Origin of the sequence: Klebsiella electrica (assembly GCF_006711645.1) — a bacterium.
In the GTDB taxonomy this organism is placed as follows: domain Bacteria; phylum Pseudomonadota; class Gammaproteobacteria; order Enterobacterales; family Enterobacteriaceae; genus Klebsiella; species Klebsiella electrica.
The window spans coordinates 4,600,130-4,626,637 of sequence record NZ_CP041247.1 but is presented as its reverse complement, the minus strand read 5'-3'; the positions used below and the strand labels follow the sequence as shown (position 1 = coordinate 4,626,637).

At 56.0% G+C, this 26,508-nt stretch carries 18 protein-coding genes, 1 tRNA gene and 3 rRNA genes; 8 read left to right on the top strand and 14 right to left on the bottom strand.

What is annotated here, in order from left to right; genetic code table 11:
• Positions 1-15: 15 nt before the first annotated feature.
• From Electrica_RS22120 to Electrica_RS22105, 4 genes are read right to left on the bottom strand one after another with little or no spacing between them, the layout of a single operon-like run.
• Positions 16-3,174 carry a CusA/CzcA family heavy metal efflux RND transporter gene (locus tag Electrica_RS22120; protein WP_141965402.1) on the bottom strand — a complete coding sequence of 1,053 codons (3,159 nt, stop codon included), beginning with the start codon at positions 3,172-3,174 and terminating at the stop codon, positions 16-18.
• 11 nt (positions 3,175-3,185) lie between these two features.
• The gene (locus tag Electrica_RS22115; protein ID WP_141965401.1) at positions 3,186-4,445 is read right to left on the bottom strand and encodes an efflux RND transporter periplasmic adaptor subunit; all 1,260 of its coding nucleotides are present in this window, start codon (positions 4,443-4,445) and stop codon (positions 3,186-3,188) included.
• Between the two features lie 45 nt (positions 4,446-4,490).
• The gene (gene cusF, locus Electrica_RS22110; protein WP_100684769.1) at positions 4,491-4,838 is read right to left on the bottom strand and encodes a cation efflux system protein CusF; all 348 of its coding nucleotides are present in this window, start codon (positions 4,836-4,838) and stop codon (positions 4,491-4,493) included.
• A 29-nt stretch (positions 4,839-4,867) separates the two neighbouring features.
• Positions 4,868-6,253: an efflux transporter outer membrane subunit gene (locus Electrica_RS22105; RefSeq protein WP_141965400.1), complete on the bottom strand. Its 1,386-nt coding sequence runs from the start codon at positions 6,251-6,253 to the stop codon at positions 4,868-4,870.
• Positions 6,254-6,426: 173 nt separating this feature from the next.
• On the opposite strand from Electrica_RS22105, the gene Electrica_RS22100 reads away from it, so the two are divergent.
• Together Electrica_RS22100 and Electrica_RS22095 are read left to right on the top strand one after the other, a co-directional pair.
• Positions 6,427-7,110: a copper/silver response regulator transcription factor gene (locus tag Electrica_RS22100; RefSeq protein ID WP_141965399.1), complete on the top strand. Its 684-nt coding sequence runs from the start codon at positions 6,427-6,429 to the stop codon at positions 7,108-7,110.
• A complete protein-coding gene (locus Electrica_RS22095; RefSeq protein WP_141965398.1) occupies positions 7,100-8,551 on the top strand; it encodes a Cu(+)/Ag(+) sensor histidine kinase in 1,452 nt (483 codons plus the stop codon). The genes Electrica_RS22100 and Electrica_RS22095 overlap by 11 nt, the downstream gene beginning before the upstream one ends.
• A 56-nt stretch (positions 8,552-8,607) precedes the next feature.
• Here Electrica_RS22095 and Electrica_RS22090 read toward each other — a convergent pair whose 3' ends face one another.
• Complete coding sequence (locus tag Electrica_RS22090) at positions 8,608-9,729, bottom strand: ribosomal protein uL16 3-hydroxylase (RefSeq protein WP_141965397.1); 1,122 nt, start codon at positions 9,727-9,729, stop codon at positions 8,608-8,610.
• A gap of 627 nt (positions 9,730-10,356) precedes the next feature.
• On the opposite strand from Electrica_RS22090, the gene Electrica_RS22085 reads away from it, so the two are divergent.
• The 4 genes from Electrica_RS22085 to rrf all read left to right on the top strand — a co-directional run bounded on the left by Electrica_RS22085 (position 10,357) and on the right by rrf (position 15,472).
• A 16S ribosomal RNA gene (locus Electrica_RS22085) occupies positions 10,357-11,896 on the top strand.
• An 85-nt stretch (positions 11,897-11,981) separates the two neighbouring features.
• Positions 11,982-12,057, top strand: a tRNA-Glu gene (locus Electrica_RS22080).
• Between the two features lie 191 nt (positions 12,058-12,248).
• A 23S ribosomal RNA gene (locus Electrica_RS22075) occupies positions 12,249-15,156 on the top strand.
• Positions 15,157-15,356: 200 nt separating this feature from the next.
• Positions 15,357-15,472: ribosomal RNA gene (rrf, locus tag Electrica_RS22070) — 5S ribosomal RNA — on the top strand.
• The 16S, 23S and 5S rRNA genes sit together here with 1 tRNA gene alongside, the layout of an rRNA operon.
• A 1-nt stretch (position 15,473) precedes the next feature.
• On the opposite strand, the gene Electrica_RS28500 is transcribed toward rrf, so the two are convergent.
• A complete protein-coding gene (locus Electrica_RS28500) occupies positions 15,474-15,650 on the bottom strand; it encodes a hypothetical protein (protein ID WP_167686212.1) in 177 nt (58 codons plus the stop codon).
• A gap of 597 nt (positions 15,651-16,247) precedes the next feature.
• Here Electrica_RS28500 and Electrica_RS22065 point away from each other — a divergent pair.
• Together Electrica_RS22065 and Electrica_RS22060 are read left to right on the top strand one after the other, a co-directional pair.
• Positions 16,248-16,565, top strand: a complete 318-nt coding sequence (locus Electrica_RS22065) for a hypothetical protein (RefSeq protein ID WP_131049455.1) — start codon at positions 16,248-16,250, stop codon at positions 16,563-16,565.
• A gap of 173 nt (positions 16,566-16,738) precedes the next feature.
• On the top strand, positions 16,739-18,148 hold the full coding sequence (locus Electrica_RS22060) for a GGDEF domain-containing protein (RefSeq protein WP_141965396.1): 1,410 nt from the start codon (positions 16,739-16,741) through the stop codon (positions 18,146-18,148).
• Between the two features lie 18 nt (positions 18,149-18,166).
• On the opposite strand, the gene trpS is transcribed toward Electrica_RS22060, so the two are convergent.
• The 8 genes from trpS to cutC form a co-directional block, all read right to left on the bottom strand.
• A complete protein-coding gene (gene trpS, locus Electrica_RS22055; RefSeq protein ID WP_131049457.1) occupies positions 18,167-19,174 on the bottom strand; it encodes a tryptophan--tRNA ligase in 1,008 nt (335 codons plus the stop codon).
• A gap of 273 nt (positions 19,175-19,447) precedes the next feature.
• Positions 19,448-19,777 (bottom strand): DMT family transporter, encoded by a 330-nt coding sequence (locus tag Electrica_RS22050; RefSeq protein ID WP_004857466.1) that lies wholly within the window; start codon positions 19,775-19,777, stop codon positions 19,448-19,450.
• Positions 19,778-19,794: 17 nt separating this feature from the next.
• Positions 19,795-20,214: a DMT family transporter gene (locus tag Electrica_RS22045; RefSeq protein ID WP_100684704.1), complete on the bottom strand. Its 420-nt coding sequence runs from the start codon at positions 20,212-20,214 to the stop codon at positions 19,795-19,797.
• A gap of 14 nt (positions 20,215-20,228) precedes the next feature.
• Entirely contained in the window at positions 20,229-20,921 is a 693-nt protein-coding gene (locus Electrica_RS22040) for a hypothetical protein (protein ID WP_141965395.1), read from the bottom strand.
• A gap of 11 nt (positions 20,922-20,932) precedes the next feature.
• Complete coding sequence (locus Electrica_RS22035; RefSeq protein WP_141965394.1) at positions 20,933-21,553, bottom strand: phosphate propanoyltransferase; 621 nt, start codon at positions 21,551-21,553, stop codon at positions 20,933-20,935.
• Entirely contained in the window at positions 21,550-21,990 is a 441-nt protein-coding gene (locus Electrica_RS22030) for a BMC domain-containing protein (protein ID WP_100684701.1), read from the bottom strand. Before Electrica_RS22030 ends, Electrica_RS22035 begins: the two co-directional genes overlap by 4 nt.
• An 11-nt stretch (positions 21,991-22,001) precedes the next feature.
• Positions 22,002-22,949: a choline TMA-lyase-activating enzyme gene (cutD, locus tag Electrica_RS22025; protein ID WP_100684700.1), complete on the bottom strand. Its 948-nt coding sequence runs from the start codon at positions 22,947-22,949 to the stop codon at positions 22,002-22,004.
• A 54-nt stretch (positions 22,950-23,003) separates the two neighbouring features.
• Positions 23,004-26,396: a choline trimethylamine-lyase gene (gene cutC / locus Electrica_RS22020; RefSeq protein WP_141965393.1), complete on the bottom strand. Its 3,393-nt coding sequence runs from the start codon at positions 26,394-26,396 to the stop codon at positions 23,004-23,006.
• Positions 26,397-26,508 lie beyond the last annotated feature (112 nt).

Sequence of the window (26,508 nt, the reverse complement as noted above, 5' to 3'; positions counted from 1 at the left end):
GGCCCCCGCTTGATATCAGGCCGACATCGATTTCCGCCTTTGCCGATGGCGGTACAACCACATCAGCTTATATGCCGCCGGAATAATAAACAGCGACAGCAGCGGGGCGGTGATCATCCCGCCAATCATCGGGGCGGCGATGCGGCTCATCACCTCCGAGCCCGCGCCAGTCCCCCATAAAATCGGCAGCAGACCGGCGATAATCACCGCCACGGTCATCGCCTTTGGCCGCACGCGCAGCACCGCCCCCTGATACAGCGCCTCGTCGAGTTTTTCGACGCTGAAGGTGTGCGGGTTTTCCAGCGACGGGTCGGCCTCGATGGCGTGGCGCAGATACATCAGCATCACCACGCCAAACTCCGCCGCCACCCCGGCCAGCGCAATAAACCCGGTGCCGGTGGCCACCGACAGATGGAACCCCATCCCATACAGGAACCAGATACCGCCAACGAGGGCGAACGGTACGCTGGTAATGATCAGCAGTGCCTCGCCAAAACGGCGGAACGCCAGGTAGAGCAGGACGAAGATGATCATCAGCGTCATCGGCACCATTAGCTTCAGCTTCTGATTGGCGCGTTCGAACAGCTCAAACTGCCCGGAGTATGACACGCTGATCCCCGGTTTCAGCTGCACCTGCTCGGCGATGGTTTTTTGCAGATCGTGAACCACGGAGACCATGTCGCGATCGCGGGCGTCGATGTAGATCCAACTGGCCGGGCGGGCGTTCTCGGTTTTCAGCATCGAAGGACCGGTCACCACCTTCACCTCGGCGACGTCGCCGAGGGTGATTTGCTGCTTCATCGGGGTCAGAACTGGCAGCTGGCGCAGGGCTTCCGGGCTATCGCGATAGCTTTGCGGGTAGCGGATGTTGATCGGATAGCGCTCGACGCCTTCTACCGTTTCACCCACCATGGCGCCGCCGATGGCCGACGACACAAACAGCTGAACGTCGCCCACGGTCATGCCATAGCGGGCCGCTTTTTCGCGGTTGATATCGATATTAAGGTAGCGCCCGCCCACCAGACGTTCTGCCAGCGCCGAGGTGACGCCCGGCACGGTTCGGGCGACCACTTCGATCCGTTCGGCAACCTCGTCGATATCGGAGAGGACCGTGCCGGAAACCTTAATGCCGATCGGGCTTTTGATCCCGGTAGAGAGCATATCGATGCGGTTACGAATCGGCGGTACCCACAGGTTGGCCAGTCCCGGCAGGCGCACGGTTTTATCCAGCTCGGCGATAATCTTCTCCATGGTCATCCCCGGTCGCCACTGTGCCTGGGGCTTGAGCTGAATGGTGGTTTCGACCATTTCCAGCGGCGCGGAGTCGGTGGCGGTCTCCGCCTTACCGGTCTTGCCAAACACGCGGGCCACTTCCGGCACGGTCATGATCAGTTTATCGGTTTTTTGCAGCATATCCGCCGCCTGCGCGGCTGAGATCCCCGGCAGCGTCGAGGGCATATACAGCAGATCGCCTTCGTTGATCTGCGGTAAGAACTCGCCGCCTGTTCGGTTCAGCGGCCAGATAATGGTCAGGATCGACAGCAGCGCAACCAGCAGCGTGGTTTTCGGCCAGTGCAGAACTTTCAGCAACAGCGGATGATAAATGCGGATCAGAAAACGGTTGAGTGGGTTGCTGGCTTCCGCCGGGATCTTGCCGCGGATCCAGAAGCCCATCAGGATCGGGATCACCACGATCGCCAGCAGCGCCGCACCCGCCATCGACCAGGTTTTGGTAAAAGCGAGGGGGCCAAACAGCTTCCCTTCCTGACCTTCGAGGGTAAAAATCGGGATAAACGACAGGGTGATAATCAGCAGGCTGATAAACAGCGCCGGACCGACCTCCACCGAGGCATCGGTGATAATTTTCCAGCGCGTGTCGTTGGCCAGTTTCTGCCCCGGGTTGTGGTGCTCCCACTCTTCCAGCCGCTTATGGGCGTTTTCGATCATCACGATGGCGGCGTCAACCATCGCCCCCACGGCGATGGCGATACCGCCCAGCGACATGATGTTGGCGTTCAGCCCCTGAAAATGCATGATAATAAAGGCGATACATAGACCAAGCGGCAGGGAGATAATCGCCACCAGGGCGGAGCGGATGTGCCACAGGAACAGCGCGCAGACCAGCGCCACGACGATGAACTCCTCCAGCAGTTTGTGGCTGAGATTGTCGATCGCCCGGTCGATCAGCTGGCTGCGATCGTAGGTGGTGACGATTTCCACCCCTTCCGGCAGGCTGCTTTTCAGGGTCTCAAGCTTGTCTTTAACGGCGGAAATCACGTCGCGGGCGTTTTTGCCGGAACGTAGGATCACCACGCCGCCGGCCACTTCGCCTTCGCCGTTGAGTTCGGCGATGCCGCGGCGCATTTCCGGGCCGATTTGCACCCGCGCCACATCGCGTAAAAAGACCGGCACGCCGTTCTCGCCGGTTTTCAGTACGATATTATTGAAGTCATCCAGCGTCTGCAGGTAGCCGCTGGCGCGCACCATATATTCGGCTTCCGCCAGCTCGACGGACGAACCGCCAGCCTCCTGGTTGGAGACATTCAGCGCGGATTTTACCGCTGACAGGCTGATGCCATACTGGGTCAGTTTCTGCGGGTCGACGACAATCTGATACTCTTTGACCACGCCGCCGACCGACGCCACTTCCGAGACATTGGGGATGGTTTTCAGCTCGTATTTTAAAAACCAGTCCTGCAGCGAGCGCAGTTCGGCGAGGTCGTGTTTACCGCTGCGATCGACCAGCGCATATTCGAAGACCCAGCCCACGCCGGTCGCATCCGGTCCCATTTCGGCGCTGACGCCCGCTGGCAGTTTGCCCTGCACCTGGTTGAGATATTCCAGGACCCGGGAGCGCGCCCAGTAGGGGTCGGTGCCATCCTCAAAAATGACGTAGACATAGGAGTCGCCAAACTGCGAGAAGCCGCGTACCGTTTTGGCTCCCGGCACCGACAGCATGGTGGTGGTCAACGGCCAGGTGACCTGATTTTCGACGATTTGCGGCGCCTGCCCCGGATAGCTGGTTTTCACGATAACCTGCACATCCGAGAGATCCGGCAGCGCATCGACCGGCGTATGGACTATCGTCCACGCCCCCCAGAGGCTGAGAAACAGCGCGCCCATCATCACCAGAAAGCGGTTAGCCACCGAGCGACGGATTATCCATTCAATCATGTGTCATCTCCTCAGTGGGCGTGCGCGGCAGGCGTCTGCGCGCGCATCCTGTCGAGAGCGCCGGAAATATTGGCTTCCGAATCAATCAGGAACAGGCCGCTGGAGACCACCTTTTCGCCTTCGCTGAGACCGGCGCTGACCGCCGTGACGCCGCCGGATTGCTGGAACACGTCGATACGTTTAGGGACAAAGCGCCCGTCGTTATCCACCGTAATCACCCGCTGCTCCGTGCCGGTATCGATCAGCGCTTTTGACGGAATCAAGAGCATCGGCTGGCTTTGAGTGTTCAGCCGCAGCCAGGCGTTCATCCCCGGTTTGAGCATCTCATCGGCGTTATCTACCTGCAGGCGTAGCTGTAGCGTGCGGGTCGTGGCATCTGCGCTGGGCAAAATCGTCCATTTGCGGATGGTGAAGGTTTTCCCCGGCCAGGCCGGTACGGAAATCGTAAACTGCGCGCTGTCTTTAAGCAGCCAGGCAACCGATTCTGGCACTGCGGCGCTGATCCACACCGGATCCATGCCCTGAATTTTCGCCACCACGTTATCTTTGGTGATGTTCATCCCGCTGCGTAAATCAAAGGCGGTGATAACGCCGTCGATCGGCGCTTTGAGGGTGAAACGGGTCTGAATTTTGCGCGTCGCTGTTAAGCGGCGAATATCCTCTTCCGGCATGCCGGCGAGGCGCAGACGCTCCAGAATCCCCTCCACCTGGGTAGCGGTGCCGCCGGTATCCCGCAGCAGCAGATATTCGCTCTGGGCTTCGACCCAGTCCGCAATGGTCAGATCGACCAGCGGCGTGCCCTGGCGAATTTTATCGCCGACGGTGAGGGGATAGACCTTTTCGATAAACCCCGCCGAGCGCGCCTGCACAATCACAAACTGATATTCGTTAAAGCTGACGCTCGCCGGGAGCAACTGCTCGAAATGCAGCGGGCCACGGCGAACGGGTTCAGTTTTTAGCCCCAGGTTTTGGGTCTGGGTGGGATCGATACGCACGCCGGGCGTGGAAGCGGGGGCTCCCTCTTCGTCGGCATACTTCGCCACCAGGTCCATATCCATAAACGGTGATTTCCCCGGTTTATCAAAGCGCGTATTGGGGTACATCGGGTCATACCAGAACAGCACTTTACGGGCCTCTGTTGTACCGGTTGGCGCCGCGCTGTCCGCGGCGGTGGGCGGCGAGAACCAGGCGTACAGGCTTGCGGAGGTCATGCCGCCAATAAGCATACTGCCGATAATCAGCGCGCTGTTTTTGAGGGTAAACGAGGCCATATCTGTGTCCATTCCGGTGTGATTGGGAAGCTATCTCCGCGGGCGTTACTGTGCGAGATGGATATCCTGTAATAAGGAGAGATTGCCCTGCTGAATAAAGGTAAAGGCGACTTTGCTGCCGGCTTTAATGTTGTTGAGCGGCGTTTGCGGGGTAAAGGTGAAACGCATGGTCATCGGCGGCCAGTTCACCGCCGGAATCGCATCATGGGCGATGGTGACCTTTTTGCTCTCCGTATCAATGGATTTAACCTCGCCGGTGGCGCTGATGGCCTGTGTCTGCTGCGCGGCTGGCTGGGCATTCATCATGTCGCCATGCTGGTGTTCGTTGGCCTGCGCGCTGAACATGAGCGCAGAAAGAAGGCTGAAAATGAAGGTTTTAGTAAGGTGATTCATGCTGCATACTCCTGAAAGTAAATGATGATTTATTCCACCCAGCCGCCACCCAGGGCGGTGAATAGCTTGATTTCGTTGACCTGACGGGCGTAGTTGAGGTCCAGCAGGGTTTGTCGCGTGGTGAACAGCGAACGCTCGGCATCGAGCACTTCGATATAGCTCACCGCGCCATGCTGATAGAGCGCCCTGGCGCGTTGCCGCGTCGTTTGCAGTGAGGCGAAGTAGCGTTGCTGAGCGCTGATCTGGTCAGCCAGGCTCTGGCGCAGGGCCAGCGCGTCGGCGACCTCTTTGAAGGCGGCCTGGATTTTTTGCTCGTAGTTCACCACCGCCTGCTGCTGGCGGATTTTCGCTAAATCGAGGTTGGCCTGATTGCGCCCGGCATTAAAAATCGGCAGTTCGATTTTGGGGACGAAATTCCACATTCCGCTGGCGGGGTTAAACAAGCGGGACAAATCCGCGCTGCTGCCGGAGAGCGAACTGGTTAAGGTTATCGACGGGAAAAAGGCCGCGCGGGCGGCGCCGATATTGGCGTTCGCGGCACGTAAACCGTGCTCGGCTTGTAAAATATCCGGCCGCTGTAGCAGGATCTGCGAGGACAGCGTTGGCGGCAAGGCGACGCCGTTGATATCAAGGAGGCTGCTAGCCGCGTCATCAGGCAGATGCTGATAGCTGCCCAGTAGCAGCTGCAGGGCGTTGTTGGCCTGCGCCAGTTCGCCTTCACGTCTGGCGATATCGGCACGGGTACTTTCGATGACCCCGCGTGCCTGCTCCAGCGCCAGGACCGTGGTGCTGCCGGTCAGCAGCTGTTTCTCGACAAAGGCGTAGGAACGCTGGTAGTTCTGCAACGTCTCCTTCGCCACCTGCAGCTGAGCCCAGGCCAGGCGCTGGTTGAAATAGCTCTGCGAGACATTCGAGACTAATAGAATATGAACCGCCCGGCGGGCTTCCTCGCTGGCGAAATAGTTTTGCCTGTCCGCCTCGCTTAAGTTTTTCAGACGGCCGAAGAAATCGAGGTCAAAGCTGAGGTTAAGCCCGGCCTGATAGTCGCTGGCGGTGGTGGTGTCACCTTTGAGCTTGCCGCTCCAGGTGGTGCTGGCGGCGCTATTCAGCTGCGGGTAGCGATCGGCGTCGGTGACGCCATATTGCGCTCTTGCCTCCTGGACTTTGAGCGTCGCCATGCGCAAATCCCGGTTGTTCAGCAGCGCTTCGCCAATCAGCGACTTCACCTTTGGGTCGACGAAAAACGTCCGCCAGCCGCTCTCCTGATAAGGCGCGGGTATGGCGACCAGCTTGTTCTGGCTGCGCGAGAACTGCTGCGGCACCGGCGAGGCCGGCTGCTGGTACTCCGGAGCGAAAGAGAGGCAGCCGGTCAGAACAAAAATCACGCTGAGCGTGATGAGCTTTAATTTGCGCATAGGGCAGGACGTTTTTCGGCGGCGAATGAATGACGGCTACTCTACAAAACGGCCGCTGTTCGATGCGTGACAGGAAAATGACAAATCTGTCATTTTCCTGAGAATTCATTGCTATCCGGTTTAGCTCCTCTAAAATTGGAAACCCGCACTCAAAGCGCGTGAAGGAGCATGTCATGAAGATTTTGATCGTCGAAGATGAGAAGAAAACCGGGGAGTACCTGACCAAAGGGCTGACGGAATCCGGTTTTGTCGTTGATCTCGCCGATAACGGTCTGAACGGCTATCACCTGGCGATGACCGGCGATTATGACCTGCTGATTCTCGATATTATGCTGCCTGACGTGAACGGCTGGGATATTGTCAGAATGCTGCGCGCCGCCAGTAAAGGCATGCCCGTCCTGCTGCTGACGGCCCTCGGCACCGTTGAGCATCGGGTCAAGGGGCTGGAACTGGGCGCGGACGACTATCTGGTGAAGCCCTTTGCCTTTGCCGAGCTGTTGGCGCGGGTCAGAACCTTGCTGCGCCGCGGCGCATCAACAATAGCGGAAAGCCAGTTTCAGGCGGCGGATCTGTTCGTCGATCTGGTGAGTCGTAAAGTGACTCGCGGCGGAACGCGTATCACCCTGACCAGCAAAGAGTTCACGCTGCTGGAGTTCTTTCTGCGTCACCAGGGGGAAGTGCTGCCCCGGTCGCTGATTGCCTCCCAGGTCTGGGATATGAACTTTGACAGCGATACCAATGCCATCGACGTGGCGGTCAAGCGGCTGCGGGCCAAAATCGATAATGACTTTGAACCGAAGCTTATCCAGACCGTGCGCGGCGTGGGCTATATGCTTGAGGTTCCGGATGTTGAGTAAGTGGTTCCCGCGGCCTTTTTCGCTGGCTTCGCGACTGACTTTTTTTATCAGCCTGGCCACGATCGTGGCGTTCTTTGCTTTTACCTGGATAATGATCCATTCGGTCAAAGCGCACTTTGAGGAGCGTGACGTTCACGACTTAAAGCAGCTCGCGACAACGCTTGAAACGGTACTTAATCATGACGACTATCCGCAGGCGCAGCGGCTGGATATCTTAAAAAACGTGATTGCGGGTTACGCCAATGTCTTTATCTGCCTCGATGATGCCAACGGGAATATTCTGTTCCAGTCGCCGAATGGCCCGGATCTGAGCCATATCATGAGCACCCCCGGGCTGGCGGCCCGTCTGCAGGGCGGGCGTGTTACCTCGTGGAGCGATCCGTATCCGCAGGCGGTGACGCATGATAACCACCCGATGCAAAGCCGCGCCTGGCGGTTGATTATGCTGCCGCTCGGCAACACGGCGGAGGGCAAACCGGCTTATCATCTGCTGATGGCGTTATCGATCGATTTCCACCTGCACTATATTAATGAGCTGAAGGCGAAGCTGATTTCAGCCGCCTCGGTGATCAGCATTCTTATCATCTTGATTGTGCTGCTCGTGGTCTATCAGGGGCACAAACCGATCCGCCAGGTCAGCCGGCAGATTCAAAACATCACGTCCAGAGATCTCGACGTCCGCTTAAATCCCGGGAGTGTGCCGGTGGAGCTGGAACGGCTGGTGATTTCGTTTAACCATATGCTGGAACGTATTGAAGATGTTTTTACCCGCCAGTCCAACTTTTCTGCCGATATCGCCCATGAGATCCGTACGCCGATTACCAACCTGGTGACGCAAACGGAAATAGCCCTCAGTCAGACCCGCAGCCAGAAAGAGCTGGAGGATGTGCTGTACTCCAGCCTGGAAGAGTTTTCGCGGATGTCGCGGATGGTGAGCGACATGCTGTTTCTGGCGCAGGCGGACAACAATCAGCTGATCCCCGAGCAGAAAACCCTGAACCTGGCCGATGAGGTCAACAAAGTGTTCGACTTCTTTGAAGCCTGGGCAGAAGAGAAAGAGGTGACGCTGCGTTTTACCGGCAATGCATGCTGGGTCACCGGCGACCCGCTGATGCTGCGGCGGGCCATCAGCAACCTGTTGTCGAACGCGATTCGCTATACGCCGGGTCAGCAGGCGGTGACGATTCAGGTCAGTGAAATCGCCGGGCAGGCGAAGCTGGTGGTAGAAAATCCGGGGACACCGATTGCGGCTGAGCACTTACCGCGGCTATTCGACCGTTTTTATCGCGTCGATCCTTCCCGGCAGCGCAAAGGGGAGGGGAGCGGTATCGGCCTCGCGATCGTGAAGTCTATTGTCACCGCGCATCACGGCAGCGTGGTGGTGGAGTCCGATAGTCGCTCAACGCGCTTTATTCTGATCTTGCCCAAACAGATGCCGTAAATGCCGAAAGCCGGGTAGAACCAGGCTTTCGGGGGACCTCCGTGCGGGGCGGTGGATTACTCTTCGAAGTACCAGTAGCCCTGATTGATCAGACGCGTCAGTTCACTCACGAACGCCGGATTCTGTAGACCGCTGCCGAGCTCTTCTTTACCGAGTGAGGTATAGCGGCACAGGGCATCCAGCGCTTCAGCATCGGTGGTGTCCAGCTGTTCGCTATGCGCGAAGAAGCTGTCGCCGATATGCAGAACGCGCAGGCCGCTGAGGCGAGAAAGCTTTTCGCCGCCCATTAGCGCATCGACCACTTCCTCTTCTGCATACGCCGGTTCCGCCGGCGCAATATCCAGCTCGTGGCGCGGGGTGGTCACGAAGCTGCCGAACCACTGTTTAAAATCTTCCGGCTGGCGAATCATATCGATCATCATCGACCGCAAGCGCTCAAGCTCATACTCTTCAACCCGGCCAGGATGCTCACGACAGGTGAGGTCCGGATCGCTGTAGTGCTCGCCGCCAAGATCGTTTTCCAGCACATAGTCGGCAAAGCTGCTGATCAGATCGCGACCGTTCGGGCCACGGAAGCCGACGGAGTAGTTCAGCGCGGTTTCGTGGGTAATGCCATCGTGCGGGAATCCTGGCGGGATATAGAGGATATCGCCCGGTTCGAGGTCTTCATCAATAATCGGCGGGAATGGGTCGACATGCAGCAGCGCCGGGTGCGGACAGAACTGGCGCATCGGCAGTTTGTCACCCACGCGCCAGCGACGGCTGCCCATGCCCTGAATAATAAAGACGTCGTACTGGTCGATATGCGGACCCACGCCGCCGCCGGGGACGGAGAAGGAGATCATCAGATCGTCAAGGCGCCAGTCCGGCAGAACGCGGAAAGGGCGTACCAACTCGGCAGCTGGCATATGCCAGTGGTTCACCGCCTGCGCCAGCAGAGACCAGCCGGTCTCGCCCAGACCGTCAAAATGTTCAAACGGCCCGTTGCTGGCCTGCCAACGATCGTTAACCAGGCTCACCAGGCGACTGTCGACTTCGGGTTCCATGGCCAGACCGGCCAACTCATCCGGCGTAATCGGATCGACGAAGTCCGGGAAAGCATTCTTTAATACCACCGGCTGCTTTTGCCAGTACTTCTCTAAAAACTCGGGCCAGTTGATGTTCAGTTGATAAGCCATAGGTTCACACCAGTAATGTAGAAACGGGCCTGATTATAGAAAGGAGTCGACCGGCGGCGCTTTGTCATGAGTCAAGACAGCCGCTTAATTCGCCATCCGCGATGGCGCGCCGTAAGGGGATTAAAGAAAGAAAGGGGGAAAAATGCCGATAGTGAATACCGCGCGCGCTTTTTTACTCCTTGCGGGATTTGGCCTTGTTGCCGCTGTAAGCCGCGTGGATACTGGGTTTCTTCGCTTTATGGCTACGGGGTGAAATACGAGGAAGTTCAAATAATGAGCGTTTGATAAGTTTTTTGTATTTTAAGGCTTGCCATGGAAACAAAACTCCCTATAATGCGCTCCCACTGACACGGCGAATGTGAACGAGTTCACAGATTAAGCCGGGTCGGCAGAGAAAAAATTCTGAAATTCAGGGTTGACTCTGAAAGAGGAAAGCGTAATATACGCCACCTCGCGACAGAGCGCTAAAGCGCGTCGCAACTGCTCTTTAACAATTTATCAGACAATCTGTGTGGGCACTCAAAGTGACATGGATTCTTAACGTCCTCGGACGAAAAATGAATACCAAGTCTCAGTGAGTGAACATGCGTAATTCATTACGAAGTTTAATTCATGAGCATCAAACTTAAATTGAAGAGTTTGATCATGGCTCAGATTGAACGCTGGCGGCAGGCCTAACACATGCAAGTCGAACGGTAGCACAGAGAGCTTGCTCTCGGGTGACGAGTGGCGGACGGGTGAGTAATGTCTGGGAAACTGCCTGATGGAGGGGGATAACTACTGGAAACGGTAGCTAATACCGCATAACGTCGCAAGACCAAAGTGGGGGACCTTAGGGCCTCATGCCATCAGATGTGCCCAGATGGGATTAGCTAGTAGGTGGGGTAACGGCTCACCTAGGCGACGATCCCTAGCTGGTCTGAGAGGATGACCAGCCACACTGGAACTGAGACACGGTCCAGACTCCTACGGGAGGCAGCAGTGGGGAATATTGCACAATGGGCGCAAGCCTGATGCAGCCATGCCGCGTGTATGAAGAAGGCCTTCGGGTTGTAAAGTACTTTCAGCGAGGAGGAAGGCGTTAAGGTTAATAACCTTAGCGATTGACGTTACTCGCAGAAGAAGCACCGGCTAACTCCGTGCCAGCAGCCGCGGTAATACGGAGGGTGCAAGCGTTAATCGGAATTACTGGGCGTAAAGCGCACGCAGGCGGTCTGTTAAGTCAGATGTGAAATCCCCGGGCTCAACCTGGGAACTGCATTTGAAACTGGCAGGCTTGAGTCTTGTAGAGGGGGGTAGAATTCCAGGTGTAGCGGTGAAATGCGTAGAGATCTGGAGGAATACCGGTGGCGAAGGCGGCCCCCTGGACAAAGACTGACGCTCAGGTGCGAAAGCGTGGGGAGCAAACAGGATTAGATACCCTGGTAGTCCACGCTGTAAACGATGTCGACTTGGAGGTTGTTCCCTTGAGGAGTGGCTTCCGGAGCTAACGCGTTAAGTCGACCGCCTGGGGAGTACGGCCGCAAGGTTAAAACTCAAATGAATTGACGGGGGCCCGCACAAGCGGTGGAGCATGTGGTTTAATTCGATGCAACGCGAAGAACCTTACCTACTCTTGACATCCAGAGAACTTAGCAGAGATGCTTTGGTGCCTTCGGGAACTCTGAGACAGGTGCTGCATGGCTGTCGTCAGCTCGTGTTGTGAAATGTTGGGTTAAGTCCCGCAACGAGCGCAACCCTTATCCTTTGTTGCCAGCGATTTGGTCGGGAACTCAAAGGAGACTGCCAGTGATAAACTGGAGGAAGGTGGGGATGACGTCAAGTCATCATGGCCCTTACGAGTAGGGCTACACACGTGCTACAATGGCATATACAAAGAGAAGCGACCTCGCGAGAGCAAGCGGACCTCATAAAGTATGTCGTAGTCCGGATTGGAGTCTGCAACTCGACTCCATGAAGTCGGAATCGCTAGTAATCGTAGATCAGAATGCTACGGTGAATACGTTCCCGGGCCTTGTACACACCGCCCGTCACACCATGGGAGTGGGTTGCAAAAGAAGTAGGTAGCTTAACCTTCGGGAGGGCGCTTACCACTTTGTGATTCATGACTGGGGTGAAGTCGTAACAAGGTAACCGTAGGGGAACCTGCGGTTGGATCACCTCCTTACCTGAAAGAACCTGCCTTTGTAGTGCTCACACAGATTGTCTGATGAAAAGTAAAAAGCAAGGCGTCTTGCGATTGAGACTTCAGTGTCCCCTTCGTCTAGAGGCCCAGGACACCGCCCTTTCACGGCGGTAACAGGGGTTCGAATCCCCTAGGGGACGCCACTTGCTGGTTTGTGTGAGTGAAAGTCGCCGACCTCAGTATCTCAAAACTCATCTTCGGATGACGTTTGAGATATTTGCTCTTTAAAAATCTGGATCAAGCTGAAAATTGAAACGACACACATGTTATGTGTGTTCGAGTCTCTCAAATTTTCGCAACACGAGCCGTTTTACGAAACAGTTTCGGGTTGTGAGGTTAAGCGACTAAGCGTACACGGTGGATGCCCTGGCAGTCAGAGGCGATGAAGGACGTGCTAATCTGCGATAAGCGTCGGTAAGGTGATATGAACCGTTATAACCGGCGATTTCCGAATGGGGAAACCCAGTGCAATTCGTTGCACTATCGTTAAGTGAATACATAGCTTAACGAAGCGAACCGGGGGAACTGAAACATCTAAGTACCCCGAGGAAAAGAAATCAACCGAGATTCCCCCAGTAGCGGCGAGCGAACGGGGAGCAGCCCAGAACCTGAATCAGTTTGTGTGTTAGTGGAAGCGTCTGGAAAGTCGCAGGGTACAGGGTGATACTCCCGTACACTAAAATGCACAGGCTGTGAGTTCGAAGAGTAGGGCGGGACACGTGGTATCCTGTCTGAATATGGGGGGACCATCCTCCAAGGCTAAATACTCCTGACTGACCGATAGTGAACCAGTACCGTGAGGGAAAGGCGAAAAGAACCCCGGCGAGGGGAGTGAAAAAGAACCTGAAACCGTGTACGTACAAGCAGTGGGAGCCTCTTTATGGGGTGACTGCGTACCTTTTGTATAATGGGTCAGCGACTTATATTCTGTAGCAAGGTTAACCGAATAGGGGAGCCGCAGGGAAACCGAGTCTTAACTGGGCGTTAAGTTGCAGGGTATAGACCCGAAACCCGGTGATCTAGCCATGGGCAGGTTGAAGGTTGGGTAACACTAACTGGAGGACCGAACCGACTAATGTTGAAAAATTAGCGGATGACTTGTGGCTGGGGGTGAAAGGCCAATCAAACCGGGAGATAGCTGGTTCTCCCCGAAAGCTATTTAGGTAGCGCCTCGTGAACTCATCTTCGGGGGTAGAGCACTGTTTCGGCTAGGGGGTCATCCCGACTTACCAACCCGATGCAAACTACGAATACCGAAGAATGTTATCACGGGAGACACACGGCGGGTGCTAACGTCCGTCGTGAAGAGGGAAACAACCCAGACCGCCAGCTAAGGTCCCAAAGTCATGGTTAAGTGGGAAACGATGTGGGAAGGCACAGACAGCCAGGATGTTGGCTTAGAAGCAGCCATCATTTAAAGAAAGCGTAATAGCTCACTGGTCGAGTCGGCCTGCGCGGAAGATGTAACGGGGCTAAACCATGCACCGAAGCTGCGGCAGCGACGCGTATGCGTTGTTGGGTAGGGGAGCGTTCTGTAAGCCGTTGAAGGTGGCCTGTGAGGGTTGCTGGAGGTATCAGAAGTGCGAATGCTGACATAAGTAACGATAAAGCGGGTGAAAAGCCCGCTCGCCGGAAGACCAAGGGTTCCTGTCCAACGTTAATCGGGGCAGGGTGAGTCGACCCCTAAGGCGAGGCCGAAAGGCGTAGTCGATGGGAAACAGGTTAATATTCCTGTACTCGGTGTTACTGCGAAGGGGGGACGGAGAAGGCTATGTTGGCCGGGCGACGGTTGTCCCGGTTTAAGCATGTAGGCGGAACGATTAGGTAAATCCGGTCGTTTATTCAACGCTGAGGTGTGATGACGAGGCACTACGGTGCTGAAGTGACAAATGCCCTGCTTCCAGGAAAAGCCTCTAAGCATCAGGTAACATCAAATCGTACCCCAAACCGACACAGGTGGTCAGGTAGAGAATACCAAGGCGCTTGAGAGAACTCGGGTGAAGGAACTAGGCAAAATGGTGCCGTAACTTCGGGAGAAGGCACGCTGATGGTAAGTGAAGTGACTTGCTCATGGAGCTGAACTCAGTCGAAGATACCAGCTGGCTGCAACTGTTTATTAAAAACACAGCACTGTGCAAACACGAAAGTGGACGTATACGGTGTGACGCCTGCCCGGTGCCGGAAGGTTAATTGATGGGGTTATCCGTAAGGAGAAGCTCTTGATCGAAGCCCCGGTAAACGGCGGCCGTAACTATAACGGTCCTAAGGTAGCGAAATTCCTTGTCGGGTAAGTTCCGACCTGCACGAATGGCGTAATGATGGCCAGGCTGTCTCCACCCGAGACTCAGTGAAATTGAACTCGCTGTGAAGATGCAGTGTACCCGCGGCAAGACGGAAAGACCCCGTGAACCTTTACTATAGCTTGACACTGAACACTGGTCCTTGATGTGTAGGATAGGTGGGAGGCTTTGAAGTGTGGACGCCAGTCTGCATGGAGCCGACCTTGAAATACCACCCTTTAATGGCTGGTGTTCTAACGTAGACCCGTCATCCGGGTTGCGGACAGTGTCTGGTGGGTAGTTTGACTGGGGCGGTCTCCTCCCAAAGAGTAACGGAGGAGCACGAAGGTTAGCTAATCCTGGTCGGACATCAGGAGGTTAGTGCAATGGCATAAGCTAGCTTGACTGCGAGCGTGACGGCGCGAGCAGGTGCGAAAGCAGGTCATAGTGATCCGGTGGTTCTGAATGGAAGGGCCATCGCTCAACGGATAAAAGGTACTCCGGGGATAACAGGCTGATACCGCCCAAGAGTTCATATCGACGGCGGTGTTTGGCACCTCGATGTCGGCTCATCACATCCTGGGGCTGAAGTAGGTCCCAAGGGTATGGCTGTTCGCCATTTAAAGTGGTACGCGAGCTGGGTTTAGAACGTCGTGAGACAGTTCGGTCCCTATCTGCCGTGGGCGCTGGAGAATTGAGGGGGGCTGCTCCTAGTACGAGAGGACCGGAGTGGACGCATCACTGGTGTTCGGGTTGTCATGCCAATGGCATTGCCCGGTAGCTAAATGCGGAAGAGATAAGTGCTGAAAGCATCTAAGCACGAAACTTGCCCCGAGATGAGTTCTCCCTGACTCTTTGAGAGTCCTGAAGGAACGTTGAAGACGACGACGTTGATAGGTCGGGTGTGTAAGCGTAGCGATACGTTGAGCTAACCGATACTAATGAACCGTGAGGCTTAACCTTACAACGCCGAAGCTGTTTTGGCGAAGAGACGAGATTGATTTTCAGCTTAGATTACAGATTAGCGAAAACGAAAGATTTTGCGCTGAGGCAAGGCGGCAAGCGAAGTAAAGGAAGGAGCATACAGGAGTATGTGACTGAGTTTACGAGCGAAGGCAACGCAGCATCAGAGTAAAAGATTCGTTTTGAGCACCAAGAATTTGCCTGGCGGCACTAGCGCGGTGGTCCCACCTGACCCCATGCCGAACTCAGAAGTGAAACGCCGTAGCGCCGATGGTAGTGTGGGGTCTCCCCATGTGAGAGTAGGGAACTGCCAGGCATCAAATAAAGCAGAAGGCCCGGTCGAAAGACCGGGCCTTTTGTTTTATCTGTTGTTTGTCGGTGAGTGACTCTTTGAGCAGGACAAATCCGCCGGGAGCGGATTTGAACGTTGCGAAGCAACGGCCCGAAGGGTGGCGGGCAGGAAAGCCCGCCATAAACTGCCAGGCATCAAACAAGCGAAGAAACCTCATGCGAAAGCATGGGGTTCTTTTGTTTGTCTGGTGTTTATGGCGAAAGCAGCCCGTCCTCACGGACGGGTTTTTTGCGTTTTTGTCCCGATAATCCGTCAGTCAGGCGTCTGGCAGCAATCTGTCTGTTCAGACGACATAAAAGCCTGCATGACCACCTCCCCACCATATTTCACTTTATTCCTGTTCAATATCTCCCTTCTTTTTTGCCACTGTATCGATTAATGGAAAATATTATTACCGGGACTTATTAATGACGGCAGAATATAAAATCAAAAATCCATTTTTATATTCAGAAGTATTTTTTTGATTTATATTTTAAATTTAATTCATTATTTATCAATATGTTAGATTAATTTTCTCATATTTGACGATACGTGCTGTTGTAACTGGACTTTAGTGGGTAAATGTTTTAGTGTCATTAACAGTTTGTTAACTCGATCGAGTTCGTGTCACGGTAATATCGATATAATGTAGCGCGTACGATCTATATTAATGCTATCCCGATGTCGCTGAGATCCCTTCACCCGACGCAGTCCGATGGGGGTGGCATCAAGGTTATCGAGCGGCACGATGAGAATATCAATGAAGATCCTTTTAAAATGGTCGCCTTTGCGCCAGTTCATCCGTTACCTGCAGGAACGCTTCACCTTTTTGGTTCTGCTATGCTGGCCGGCGATTATCTGGGTTGCTTGTCGGGTGTGCGTCTGGGCCGTTGACAGCGTAATGCTGTTGATGGGTAAACCGCTAAGTGAATCCTTTACCGTCTACCTGCAACCGCTGATGACGTTCAGCGCGTTAGTGCGGATTTCTCTGAGCTGGGTGGTTCTGCTCTTTATCCTGTTTGGCATGGCGATGGGTTTTACCTGGCTGCTACGTCGCGTGATCAACCGCAAGCACTAACCACGTCCTTATCGCCGGTGGCCGCCACTGACGCCACCGCGCCCATTGCCGCAAATGCCCGGACGGGAGAAGGTTAAGCCCGGTTGCTGAATTTTTAATCTGGTTGACCAGAGCGAACTGTTGTATTATTTGCGGCCTTGAAAATAGACCTGTATCGACGAGTGCTTTATTCAATGAGCGATGAAAGCAAGAAATATATCTCCGTTATTTTTAAGGAATGGTTACCGTTGTATGACGGTCTGACGCCGGAAGTGAAGGCGATTCTTAAAAATATTGCCGCTGAGCAGTCTGAAGCTCTGGCCACTCGTTTTTATGACTTCATTTTTCAGGATCCCGATATCGCCAGCCACCTGACTTACGATCTGGTTCAGGAACGTCTTAGTCGTTCTCTGGCCGTGTGGGTCAACGATATTTTGACCAGCGAGAAAGAGCAGCTGCAGGCGCTGGCAGAAAGGCAATACCATATCGGCAGTATTCATGCGCGCATCGGTATCCCCGCCGAGGCTGTACTGCGCGGCGCCCGCCAGCTTAAGGCCGGGCTGATTGAGTATGTGCGGGATAACGATAAAATTGACTACCAGAATGGTCTTGCAACCATCCGCTACGCGGTGATGGCGATTACTATGGCGATCGAGATGATGTGCCATGCCTACACCTTGTCGCACTATCGGGCGACGAAAAATGAAGAAGCCTATCGTCTGTATAGCCTGATGGATAATGTGCCAATGGAATATGGCAAACAGCAGGCCTCGCTCTCCGGTTGGGAGAATAGCGCGATTTATAATATCGTCAGTGAAAACCGGGCCGATATTAACGGGACGTTATTATCTGAATCAGAGTTTGGCCTGTGGTTCCGTCATAAATGCGTTCGTTATTTTAATAAGAATGCGCAGATGGAAGAGATAGCCGACTTGATTGCGCAGGTAGACAATTATATCACCGGCTGGAAATCCTCAGACAGCGGCGCAGAATATAAAAATACGCAAGCTTTGCTCCAGAGTATCCACATCCATTGCCAGAAAATCAGCAGTCAGCTCGGGGTTATCTTCAGCAGTCTGTCGCAGATGCAAAACGGCAAAGACTCCCTGACCAGCCTGCTCAACCGCCGCTATCTGCCGGTGGTCCTCAAGCATGAGGTCACGCTCGCCATGGAACATGAACTGCCGATGACGGTGGCGATTGTGGATATCGACCATTTTAAAGAGATTAATGATAGCTGGGGTCACATGGTGGGCGACCGGGCAATCAAGCACGTTGCCGACCTGCTCAGCAATAACATCCGCTCCAGCGATTATATCTTTCGCTATGGCGGCGAAGAGTTTCTGCTGGTTCTGGTGGAAACCGGCGCGGCTGAAGCCTTTGCGCTCCTTGAACGCTTACGTAAAAGCATCAGCCAGCTGCCGTTTAACGTCGGGGGAGAGACGAATATCGCCATTACCACCAGTACGGGCTATGCCGTGCATACCGGTCACCCGGATTACAACCGGCTGCTGCGCAATGCTGACAGCGCGCTGTACGTGGCCAAGCGCAGCGGGCGCGATTGCGTGAAGATGCATCAGGATGAGCAGGGCCCGCAGCATTAAAGCGTCGCCCCCCGGCGCTCAGAACAGGACCGGCAATCCTAATCCACGCATCACCTCATGCAATGTTTGCTGCGTGAGGCGATGCGCCCGCTCACTACCCTGACGCAGCAGCTCCAGCAACATGCCTTTATCCGCAATATACGTCGCCCGGCGTTGGCGAATGGGCGCCAGCAGCGTCTGCAGACACTCCTCCAGCGCGTTTTTACACTGTCGGTCACCCAGCCCGCCGCGTTGATAATGCGCCTTCATCCCGGCGACGAAGGCTGGATCCGGATGAAAAGCATCAAGGTAAGTAAAGACAACGTTGCCTTCGATTCGGCCAGGATCGCTGACCCGCAGATGGTTCGGGTCGGTATACATAGCGCCGACCGCGCGGTGAATCTGCTCTTCGCTGGCCGAAAGCGTGAGCGTATTACCCAGCGATTTTGACATCTTGGCGCCGCCGTCAATGCCCGGCAGGCGGCTGACATCGCTGAGCAGCGCCCGGCAGTGCTGCAACACCGGCGTCGTGGTCAGGCTATTCATTTTGTGGACGATCTCATTGGTCTGTTCGATCATCGGCAGCTGATCGTCGCCAACCGGTACCAGGCCGGCCTTAAACGCGGTGATATCGGCCGCCTGGCTGATAGGGTAGGCCAGAAAGCCGACCGGTAGCGAACGGGAGAAGCCCTTCTGGGCGATTTCATTTTTGACCGTCGGGTTACGCTCGACGCGGGCGACGGTGACGATATTCATATACAGCGCGCTCAGCTCCGCCAGGGCGGGAAGCGCCGATTGCAGGCAAATCGTGGTTTTGTGCGGATCGATACCTACCGCCAGATAATCGGCCATCACCTCAAAGATATTGCTGCTGATTTTCTGCGGGTCGCTGCCGTTATCGGTTAACCCCTGCAGATCGGCGATGAGGATAAACTGTTGATGGTCGTGCTGCAGCTGCACGCGCTGGCGTAGCGATCCGACGTAGTGACCGAGATGCAGCTGGCCGGTGGGGCGATCGCCGGTAAGAATGGTCGGGTGGGTGTTCATCAGAGACTCCTTACGTTGCTGTTAAGCCGAAAGACGTCGCTGAGAAACAATAAAGCCGCCTTCCGGCGGCTTTAAAAATGGAAATGTGAATCGTGCCGCCTGTTATGCAGGCAGCCACCAACGATACGGGCGGGCAATGACGACGATTCTGTTCATCGGACTATCCTGCCACGAAAAGCGGCGAAAGTGAAAGCGGTTTTTTATTGCGGCAATATGGCTTATCGAGTGAGGTTTTTGCGCCCTCATGGAACTCAATGAAGGCGCAGGCCGGGTTTACATGCTGGAGAAGACGTTCATGATGATGCCGCCGGAAATAATCAGCACCATGGCGAGGATCGCCGGCAGATCCGGTTTTTGTTTGTAGAGGATCATCGAGCAGATGGTGACGCCGACGATGCCAAAGCCGCACCACAGCGAGTAGGCGACGCCCACCGGGATCGTGCTCATCGCGCGAGTGAGGGCGAAGTAGCACAGGCCGTAGGCGCAGACCACCAGCACCGATGGTGCCAGTTTGCTAAAGCCGTTGGTCTTTTTGATCATCGAGGTACCGGTGATTTCGGAGCCGATAGACAGCGCCAGCCATAAAAATCCGAGGTTAAACATATGCGATTCCTTTTTTGTTAGTTGGCGACTTTTTTATTCAGGGATGAGGCTGAATCAGCCGGTTCAGCAGGCGTTTCTTCGCTCTCTTCGCTACCCATTTTGGAAAACAGGTTCATGATAACGATACCGGCGGCAATAATGGCCATACCGATAATCGCCGCGGTATCCGGATGCTGACCGTAAAACGCCATCCCTAGCGTTGAAACCACCAGAATCCCGGTACCGGACCAGGTGGCGTACGCCAGGCCAACGGGAATATCTTTCACCGCGCGGGATAGCGAGTAGTAGCAGGTGCAATAGAGGACGATCAGCAGCCCGAGCAGCAGCATTTTGGTGGTCCCTTCGCTGCTACCGAACATTTTCAGGGTCGAAGTGGCCGAGGTTTCCGAAAGGATAACCAACAGCATCCATAGCCAGCATTTTGTTTTGGAAGACATAATAAACTCCGGATCTATTTATTAAGGTAGGGTTCTTTTTTTCTGTTTTTCAAAAAATCGATAGCGGCATCGGTTAACTGCGCGTCAGGTGCGCAGACCAGCGCCGGATTATTCACGATGTCTGTGACAGTGAGATAACGCCGCGCGCCGAGGGCCGGGGCCTGAGCGGGCGCCTTGGTTCCCGCAGCCAGCTGCGCCAGCAGCTCATTCATGGTGCACAGCGTAACACCGCATGCCGTCAGCCGCGTCAACGTGGACTGCATATGTCCGGCATAGGGCGTCGTGCTCACCGCCCCGCGCAGCTGGTTTAGCTCGCTGGCCGGGTCGCAGTGATAGCGCAGCGCCAGCACCGGCAGGCCGGCAAGCAGAACGTCATGCAATCGTCTGGCCTGCGGGTTTTGCAAGGTGCCGTTAAGCAGATCGGCCGCCAGCGGATAGTCGAGAAACGGCACCACCACGGCGCGCCAGCTCTCTGAAGACAGCGCTTCTAGCCAGGCGTTGCACGGCAGCGTTTCACCGATCGCCTGCCACTGCGCGGCATCCTGCACGTTTTCGTCCAGTGCCAGCTGCAGACGCTGCCCGCATCCCGCCAGACGGCTGCGGATGGCCTGGCGATAGCCCGCGGCCGGGCCAACCATCACCAGCACCGGCGGCCGCAACCTGTGGATCATTCGCGTGACCAGACGGTCGATCTCTTCATCGGTCATGGCGGCCTCCGTTAAGCGATGAGCGTGACCTGCGCGCCGTTTTTCAGTCCGGCGGCGTTGGCCTCTTCGGTATCAATATGGAACTCCAGCACGAAGTCTTCGCGCACCCGCACCACCACTTCATCGAAGGTCAGCTGGCGTTCGCCGTGACTGCGGACGCTCACCTTCTGGCCGTTAGCGACGTTCAACTGCCGCGCATCCTGCGGCGACATATGGATATGCCGCCAGGCGCAGATCACCTGAGAGCGCAGTTCAACGTGGCCTGCCGGGCCGATCAGCAGCGCGTTGCCCGCATTATCCAGCTGGCCGGATTCGCGCACCGGCGCTTTAATGCCGAGAGTAAAGCAGTCGGCGCGCGAGATTTCCAGTTGAGTGACCGGCCGGGTCGGTCCGAGGACGCGAACCTGGGCGAGTGAGCCCTTCGGACCGACGACGGTCACGCACTCCTGGGCGGCAAACTGCCCCGGCTGGCGCAGGGGTTTAAACGGCGTCAGCGCATAACCCTGGCCAAACAGCACCTCGACATCCCGCTGTGACAGATGGACGTGGCGGTTAGAGATACCGACCGGGATATCGGGCGCGGAGCGCGTCAGTCGGGTGGCGATTTTTTCATGGAGCAGGGTGTCGATCATGCCTTTTTCCCTTTCTTCATCGCGGCATTTTTATCTTCCGGCTCGCCCGACGCCGGCGGAGAGGGCGGCGTTTGCGGTCCGACTTTTTCGGCGGGCGCCGACACACCGTGTTGCGCCTCAGCATTTTTCACATCGGCGTGGCTGGCGAGCGGTTTTGCCTGCGGGCGGCCTTTCAGATGGCTCAGCGCTACCACCACGCTGGGTTCCGGACGGGCGATGACCAGCGACTTGACGCATTGCGCCGCGCCCGCCACCTCGACGCCGCGCTCAATGGCGGTGTGGATGGCGCTGATCTCGCCTTCGAAGCAGACGCTGACCAGCCCCGATCCGATTTTGCGATAGCCAATGCAGGTCACGCCCGCAGCTTTACAGGCGGCGTCTACGGCCTGAATGGCGGCGACCAGCCCTCGCGTTTCAATTACGCCTAAACTTTTCATGTCGGCTCCTGTTAATGGCGGACTAAGCGAATATCAAAATCAAACTGTGTAAAGAACGTCTCCAGCTGGTTCAGCTCTTCGGGCGAATAAGACGGGTCCTGGGTAATGGGGTAGGGCATATCCAGGCGCTCGTATTTTTTGCGGCCCAGCTGGTGGTACGGCAGCATATCGATGCGGCGGATATTTCCGCGCTTCGCCAGTTTCTGCACGTAATCAATAGCTCCGGTAATGGCATCGAATGAGTCGTTATAGCCGCGAACCAGCGGCATACGAATAATCACGTTGGCGCCGGAATCCACCAGCCATTCCAGATTGCGGCGAATACCTTCGTTGCCAATGCCAAATAACGCTTTATGGTGCTCGCTGTTAATTTGCTTAATATCGAATAAGAAGGTGTCGGTCACCGGCGCCAGCTTTTGATAATTAGCCAGCGGCGTGGTGCCCTGGGTTTCGATAGCGGTATTGAGCATCATCTTTTTGCATTCGCTGAACAGCGCCACGGCGAAATCGGTTTGCAGGCTCATTTCGCCGCCGCCGATGGTCACGCCGCCGCCGGAAGCGATGTAGAAGTCATAATCTTGCATGATGATGTCCATCAGCTCGCTGACGGTGACGTCTTTACCCATAATATCCAGCGCGTTCTGGGTGCAAATCTCTTCGCATTTGCGGCAGCCAATACAGTCTTTATGACGGTCGACAAAATGCTTCATCTCGCCGTTTTCTGCTGCCCGATAGTGAATGCCGGCCGGGCAGACGTTGACGCAGTCACCGCAGTTAATGCATTTATCCTGCGAGAACATCACCTGGAACTGACTGTTCAGCCCTTCCGGGTTGGCGCACCACGGGCAGCGTATATTGCAGCCTTTGAAAAAAACCAGCGTGCGAATCCCGTCGCCGTCGTAGATTGAATATTTCTGAATATTGAAGATTCGCCCGGTTAATTCTTGTTTTGCGCTCACACATACCTCCAGTAAAACGATCGGGACATCCGTGTCCAAAAACGTCCGTGTTTATCAGAACTTCTCAATCACCGTACGGCTGATAATCTCGTCCTGAACTTCCTTGCACAGCTCAACGAAGTAGGCGCTGTAGCCCGCCACGCGGACGATCAGGTCGCGATATTTTTCCGGCTCCTGCTGCGCTTTTTTCAGGACTTCGTTATCGACGTAGCTGAATTGCATCTGGCCGTTGCCGAGAATCGATGCCGTGCGCAGCAGGGTAATCAGGCCATGGCGCCCTTCCGGCGTGTCCAGCAACCCTTTGAGGAACTTGAAGTTATGCACCATGCCGATATTCATGGTCTCCACGTTCATCTTGCTGACTGACTTGATAATGGCGGTTGGCCCCTGCTTATCCGCCCCCTGCGTCGGGCTGATTCCGTCGGAGAGTGGCATCCACGCCAGACGGCCGTTCGGCGTGGCGTTGGTCAGCTCGCCAATCGGCGTGTTGTTGGAGATAGAGAGGGTGCCGTGGCTCAGCGTGGAGTAGAGCATTTTGTATTTGCGGCACTCGCGCTCGGTCCACTCGGTGATATCCAGCGCGTACTGGTCAACGTAGTTATCGTCGTTACCGTATTTCGGCGCGTTCAGGCAGTCGCGGCGCAGGGCCTCAAAGCCTTCAAAGTTCGCCAGCATCGCATCGCGCATCTGTTCGAGGGTGTATTGCTTATCTTCGAACACCAGCTTACGGATCGCTGCCATGGAGTCGACGTAGGTCGCCAGGCCGGAGAAGATCAGCCCCGGACCGTGGTTGATCACTGCGCCGCCAGCGGCGACGTCTTTGCCGCTCTCCATACAGCCTTCCACCAGCAGCGACATCAGCGGTTTCGGCGCCACGTCGCGGTGTACGCGCTGGCTGATCACCGTGCCAATCGCCGACAGACGAACGATATGGGCAATCTGCTGTTTCACCGCTGCGTCAAACTCTTCGAAGGTGCGCAGCTCACGCAGGTCGCCGGTATCCAGCCCCTGATAGCTATCAAACAGCACCATCCGGCCGCGGTTTAAGACGAACTCGATGGCGATAGGCCACTGGGTGTAGCCGGTGGAGGTCCACTGATAGATGCGGCCGGATTTCTGCGGTTCGACGCAGCCCATCAGGCAGTAGTCGCGGGCATCTTCAAAATCGAAGCCCTTACGCAGCATCATCTTGATATGGGAGTCATCGAAGTGGCAGGCCGGGAAACCCATCCCCGCCTTGACGACGTCGACGATTTTTTCCATGTACTTCTGCGGCGACTGGTTGTGAATACGGCAGGCCAGCGACGGCTGGTAAACCTTCACAAAGCGCACGGCGTCCATAATCAGGTAAGTCAGGTCGTTACAGGCATCGCCGCCGGAGCGCTTCTGGCCGCCAACGGTCAGGTTGATAAACGGCTGATAACCGGCGAAGTATTTCGCCCCCAGCTCGCTCGACATCCACATCAGCTCGGCACATTTGATGATAAACGCCTGCAGCAGCTCCAGCGCGGTGTCGTGAGTCAGGCGGCCTTCGCGAATATCGGCTGCAAACATCGGGTAGCAGTACTGGTCCACGCGGCCCAGCGACAGGCCGGTCTGGTTCTCTTCGATTTCAAACAGTGATTCGACGGTCCAGATACTTTGCAGCGCTTCCTGCAGGGTCTTCGGCGGATTCGCCGGGACGTTCTGGTTCACTTCGGCAATGGTCAGCAGCTCGGCGCGCCGCTGGGCGTTTTGCTCAATAGCGGCCAGCTCGCGGGCGCGCGCGGCGATGCGATGCGCATAGTTAATCACCCCTTCGCAGGTTTCAATCGCCGCCTTGTAGTAGTAGATGCGGTCGATATCTTGCGGGTTTTCCATACTCAGGCTGGCAAGATGCGTCTCGGCATCGGCTTTAATGCCGTTCATCCCTTTGGTGAACAGCAGCACGTCATAGCCCGGACAGGTATCGCCGCCGCCGTTGATCTGATGGTAGGAGAGGTCGCTGACGAAGGTTTCGCCGCTGAATGCCCACACCCCCGCTTCGCGGTACTGGGCTTCGCAGATCTCATCCAGCGAGCGGCCTTCCCAGAACGGGACGATCTCTTCGCGGATGGTTTTCTTATCTTCTTCGCTGATCTCAAACGGATCCTGCGGACGGGTGCTCATGGTATCGAGTTCGTCACGCACCCAGCGCCAGGCGATATCCGGCGAGAAGGCCCCGGCGCGCGGCTTGCCGCACGGATGGCCGACGATCAGCTCATCGTCCTGAATCAGAATCGGCGCGGTTTCGCAGGCGTGACGGAAAGCTTTGGCGCGCAGCAGAATGGTCGGCATGCCCGGATTGGCTTTCACCACCTCGGTAAAGGCCAGCGCGCGATAGATAGAGACGCTCGGGCGTACCGTCAGGTAGTGGTTGCGCAGACGCTGCATGCGCGGAGTCAGCCCTTCTGCTGTTGTCGTTTCGCTACAGGCGGCAAACGGCGCGGCGGAGACCTTTTGTTCGCCGTGGAACAGACGCACCGGCAGATTGAGCGCGCTCAGATTCCGCTGTGCGCAGAGGAACAGCGCGGAAAGTTCGTTGATGATTGTGCTGGGGTCATCGAGGCTGGCGCCGTGGCGCAGGGCGTCGAACATCGGGTAGCCGTCGATAGCGCAGGCGGCGCGGACTTCGCTCAGTTGCGCCAGTTTGAACCACAGGCACTCCACGATTTCGTAGGCCTGCTGCGGCGTCAGGGTGCCGTTGGCGATGTCGCGCTGATACCACGGCAGCAGAGCCTTATCGGCACCTTCCGGGTTCACCGCGTAGCTGCCGTTGTCCAGCTGCAGCGCCAACTGAAACAGATAAAATGCCTGGCAGGCCTCTTTGAAGCTACGCGCCGGGTGGGCCGGAACGTGATGCAGAATCGCCGCGCTCTCCAGCAGCTCGGCCTGGCGATACGGGTTGCTTTCCGCCGCCGCGAGCGTTTCGGCGCTGGTGGCCAGATTCTGCGCCAGGGCGAGGAGGGCGTCGCAGGCGTAAATGGCGGCCCGGCAGCCGTTGACTTCATCCATACCGCTGCGGCTGACGGCGCTACCCAGGCTGCGGGTTTTCTCTTCCAGCTGGTGTTTAATCGCCAGCACGCCTTTTTCAATAATCAGCCGGTAATCCGGGGAGTCCAGGTCGCTGCTGAGATTCAGGAAACGGAACGCCGACGGACGCTGCGCGGCGCTGTCATCGTGAAAAATCGCCCCGTGCGGTTTGCGGGTTTGATCGCCGACAATAAGCTCATCGGGGCTGATGCACAGCGGCAGCTGGCGCATCAACTCATAGAAACGACGCGCTGGTTTGACGGCGGCGGGAATGCCGGCAATATCGCCATCAAGGGCGTTCAACGTGGCGGCATGCTCGGTGCACAGAGTGCTTTTTTGTGAGAGTAAACGGTCTGCCAACACGTTGACGCGCGGCGTTAAGCTGTAGTGTGCCATGAAGTATTCTCCAGATGTTCTTGTTAGTTGCCCGCATTGTTGCCGGGTGGCGCTGCGCTGACCCGGCCTACTAGCGCGTTATCCGTAGGCCCGTGCAAGCGGAGCGCCGCCG

Coding starts and splice junctions, on each gene's coding strand:
- Electrica_RS22040 (WP_141965395.1), bottom strand. CDS start 20,921: ATGACCGATGAAGAGATCGACCGTCTGGTCACGCGAATGATCCACAGG.
- Electrica_RS22045 (WP_100684704.1), bottom strand. CDS start 20,214: ATGTCTTCCAAAACAAAATGCTGGCTATGGATGCTGTTGGTTATCCTT.
- Electrica_RS22035 (WP_141965394.1), bottom strand. CDS start 21,553: ATGATCGACACCCTGCTCCATGAAAAAATCGCCACCCGACTGACGCGC.
- Electrica_RS22095 (WP_141965398.1), top strand. CDS start 7,100: ATGTTGAGTAAGTGGTTCCCGCGGCCTTTTTCGCTGGCTTCGCGACTG.
- Electrica_RS22115 (WP_141965401.1), bottom strand. CDS start 4,445: ATGGCCTCGTTTACCCTCAAAAACAGCGCGCTGATTATCGGCAGTATG.
- Electrica_RS22120 (WP_141965402.1), bottom strand. CDS start 3,174: ATGATTGAATGGATAATCCGTCGCTCGGTGGCTAACCGCTTTCTGGTG.
- Electrica_RS22050 (WP_004857466.1), bottom strand. CDS start 19,777: ATGTTTAACCTCGGATTTTTATGGCTGGCGCTGTCTATCGGCTCCGAA.
- Electrica_RS22060 (WP_141965396.1), top strand. CDS start 16,739: ATGAGCGATGAAAGCAAGAAATATATCTCCGTTATTTTTAAGGAATGG.
- Electrica_RS22090 (WP_141965397.1), bottom strand. CDS start 9,729: ATGGCTTATCAACTGAACATCAACTGGCCCGAGTTTTTAGAGAAGTAC.
- Electrica_RS22030 (WP_100684701.1), bottom strand. CDS start 21,990: ATGAAAAGTTTAGGCGTAATTGAAACGCGAGGGCTGGTCGCCGCCATT.
- cusF (WP_100684769.1), bottom strand. CDS start 4,838: ATGAATCACCTTACTAAAACCTTCATTTTCAGCCTTCTTTCTGCGCTC.
- trpS (WP_131049457.1), bottom strand. CDS start 19,174: ATGAACACCCACCCGACCATTCTTACCGGCGATCGCCCCACCGGCCAG.
- cutC (WP_141965393.1), bottom strand. CDS start 26,396: ATGGCACACTACAGCTTAACGCCGCGCGTCAACGTGTTGGCAGACCGT.
- Electrica_RS22065 (WP_131049455.1), top strand. CDS start 16,248: ATGAAGATCCTTTTAAAATGGTCGCCTTTGCGCCAGTTCATCCGTTAC.
- Electrica_RS22100 (WP_141965399.1), top strand. CDS start 6,427: ATGAAGATTTTGATCGTCGAAGATGAGAAGAAAACCGGGGAGTACCTG.
- Electrica_RS22105 (WP_141965400.1), bottom strand. CDS start 6,253: ATGCGCAAATTAAAGCTCATCACGCTCAGCGTGATTTTTGTTCTGACC.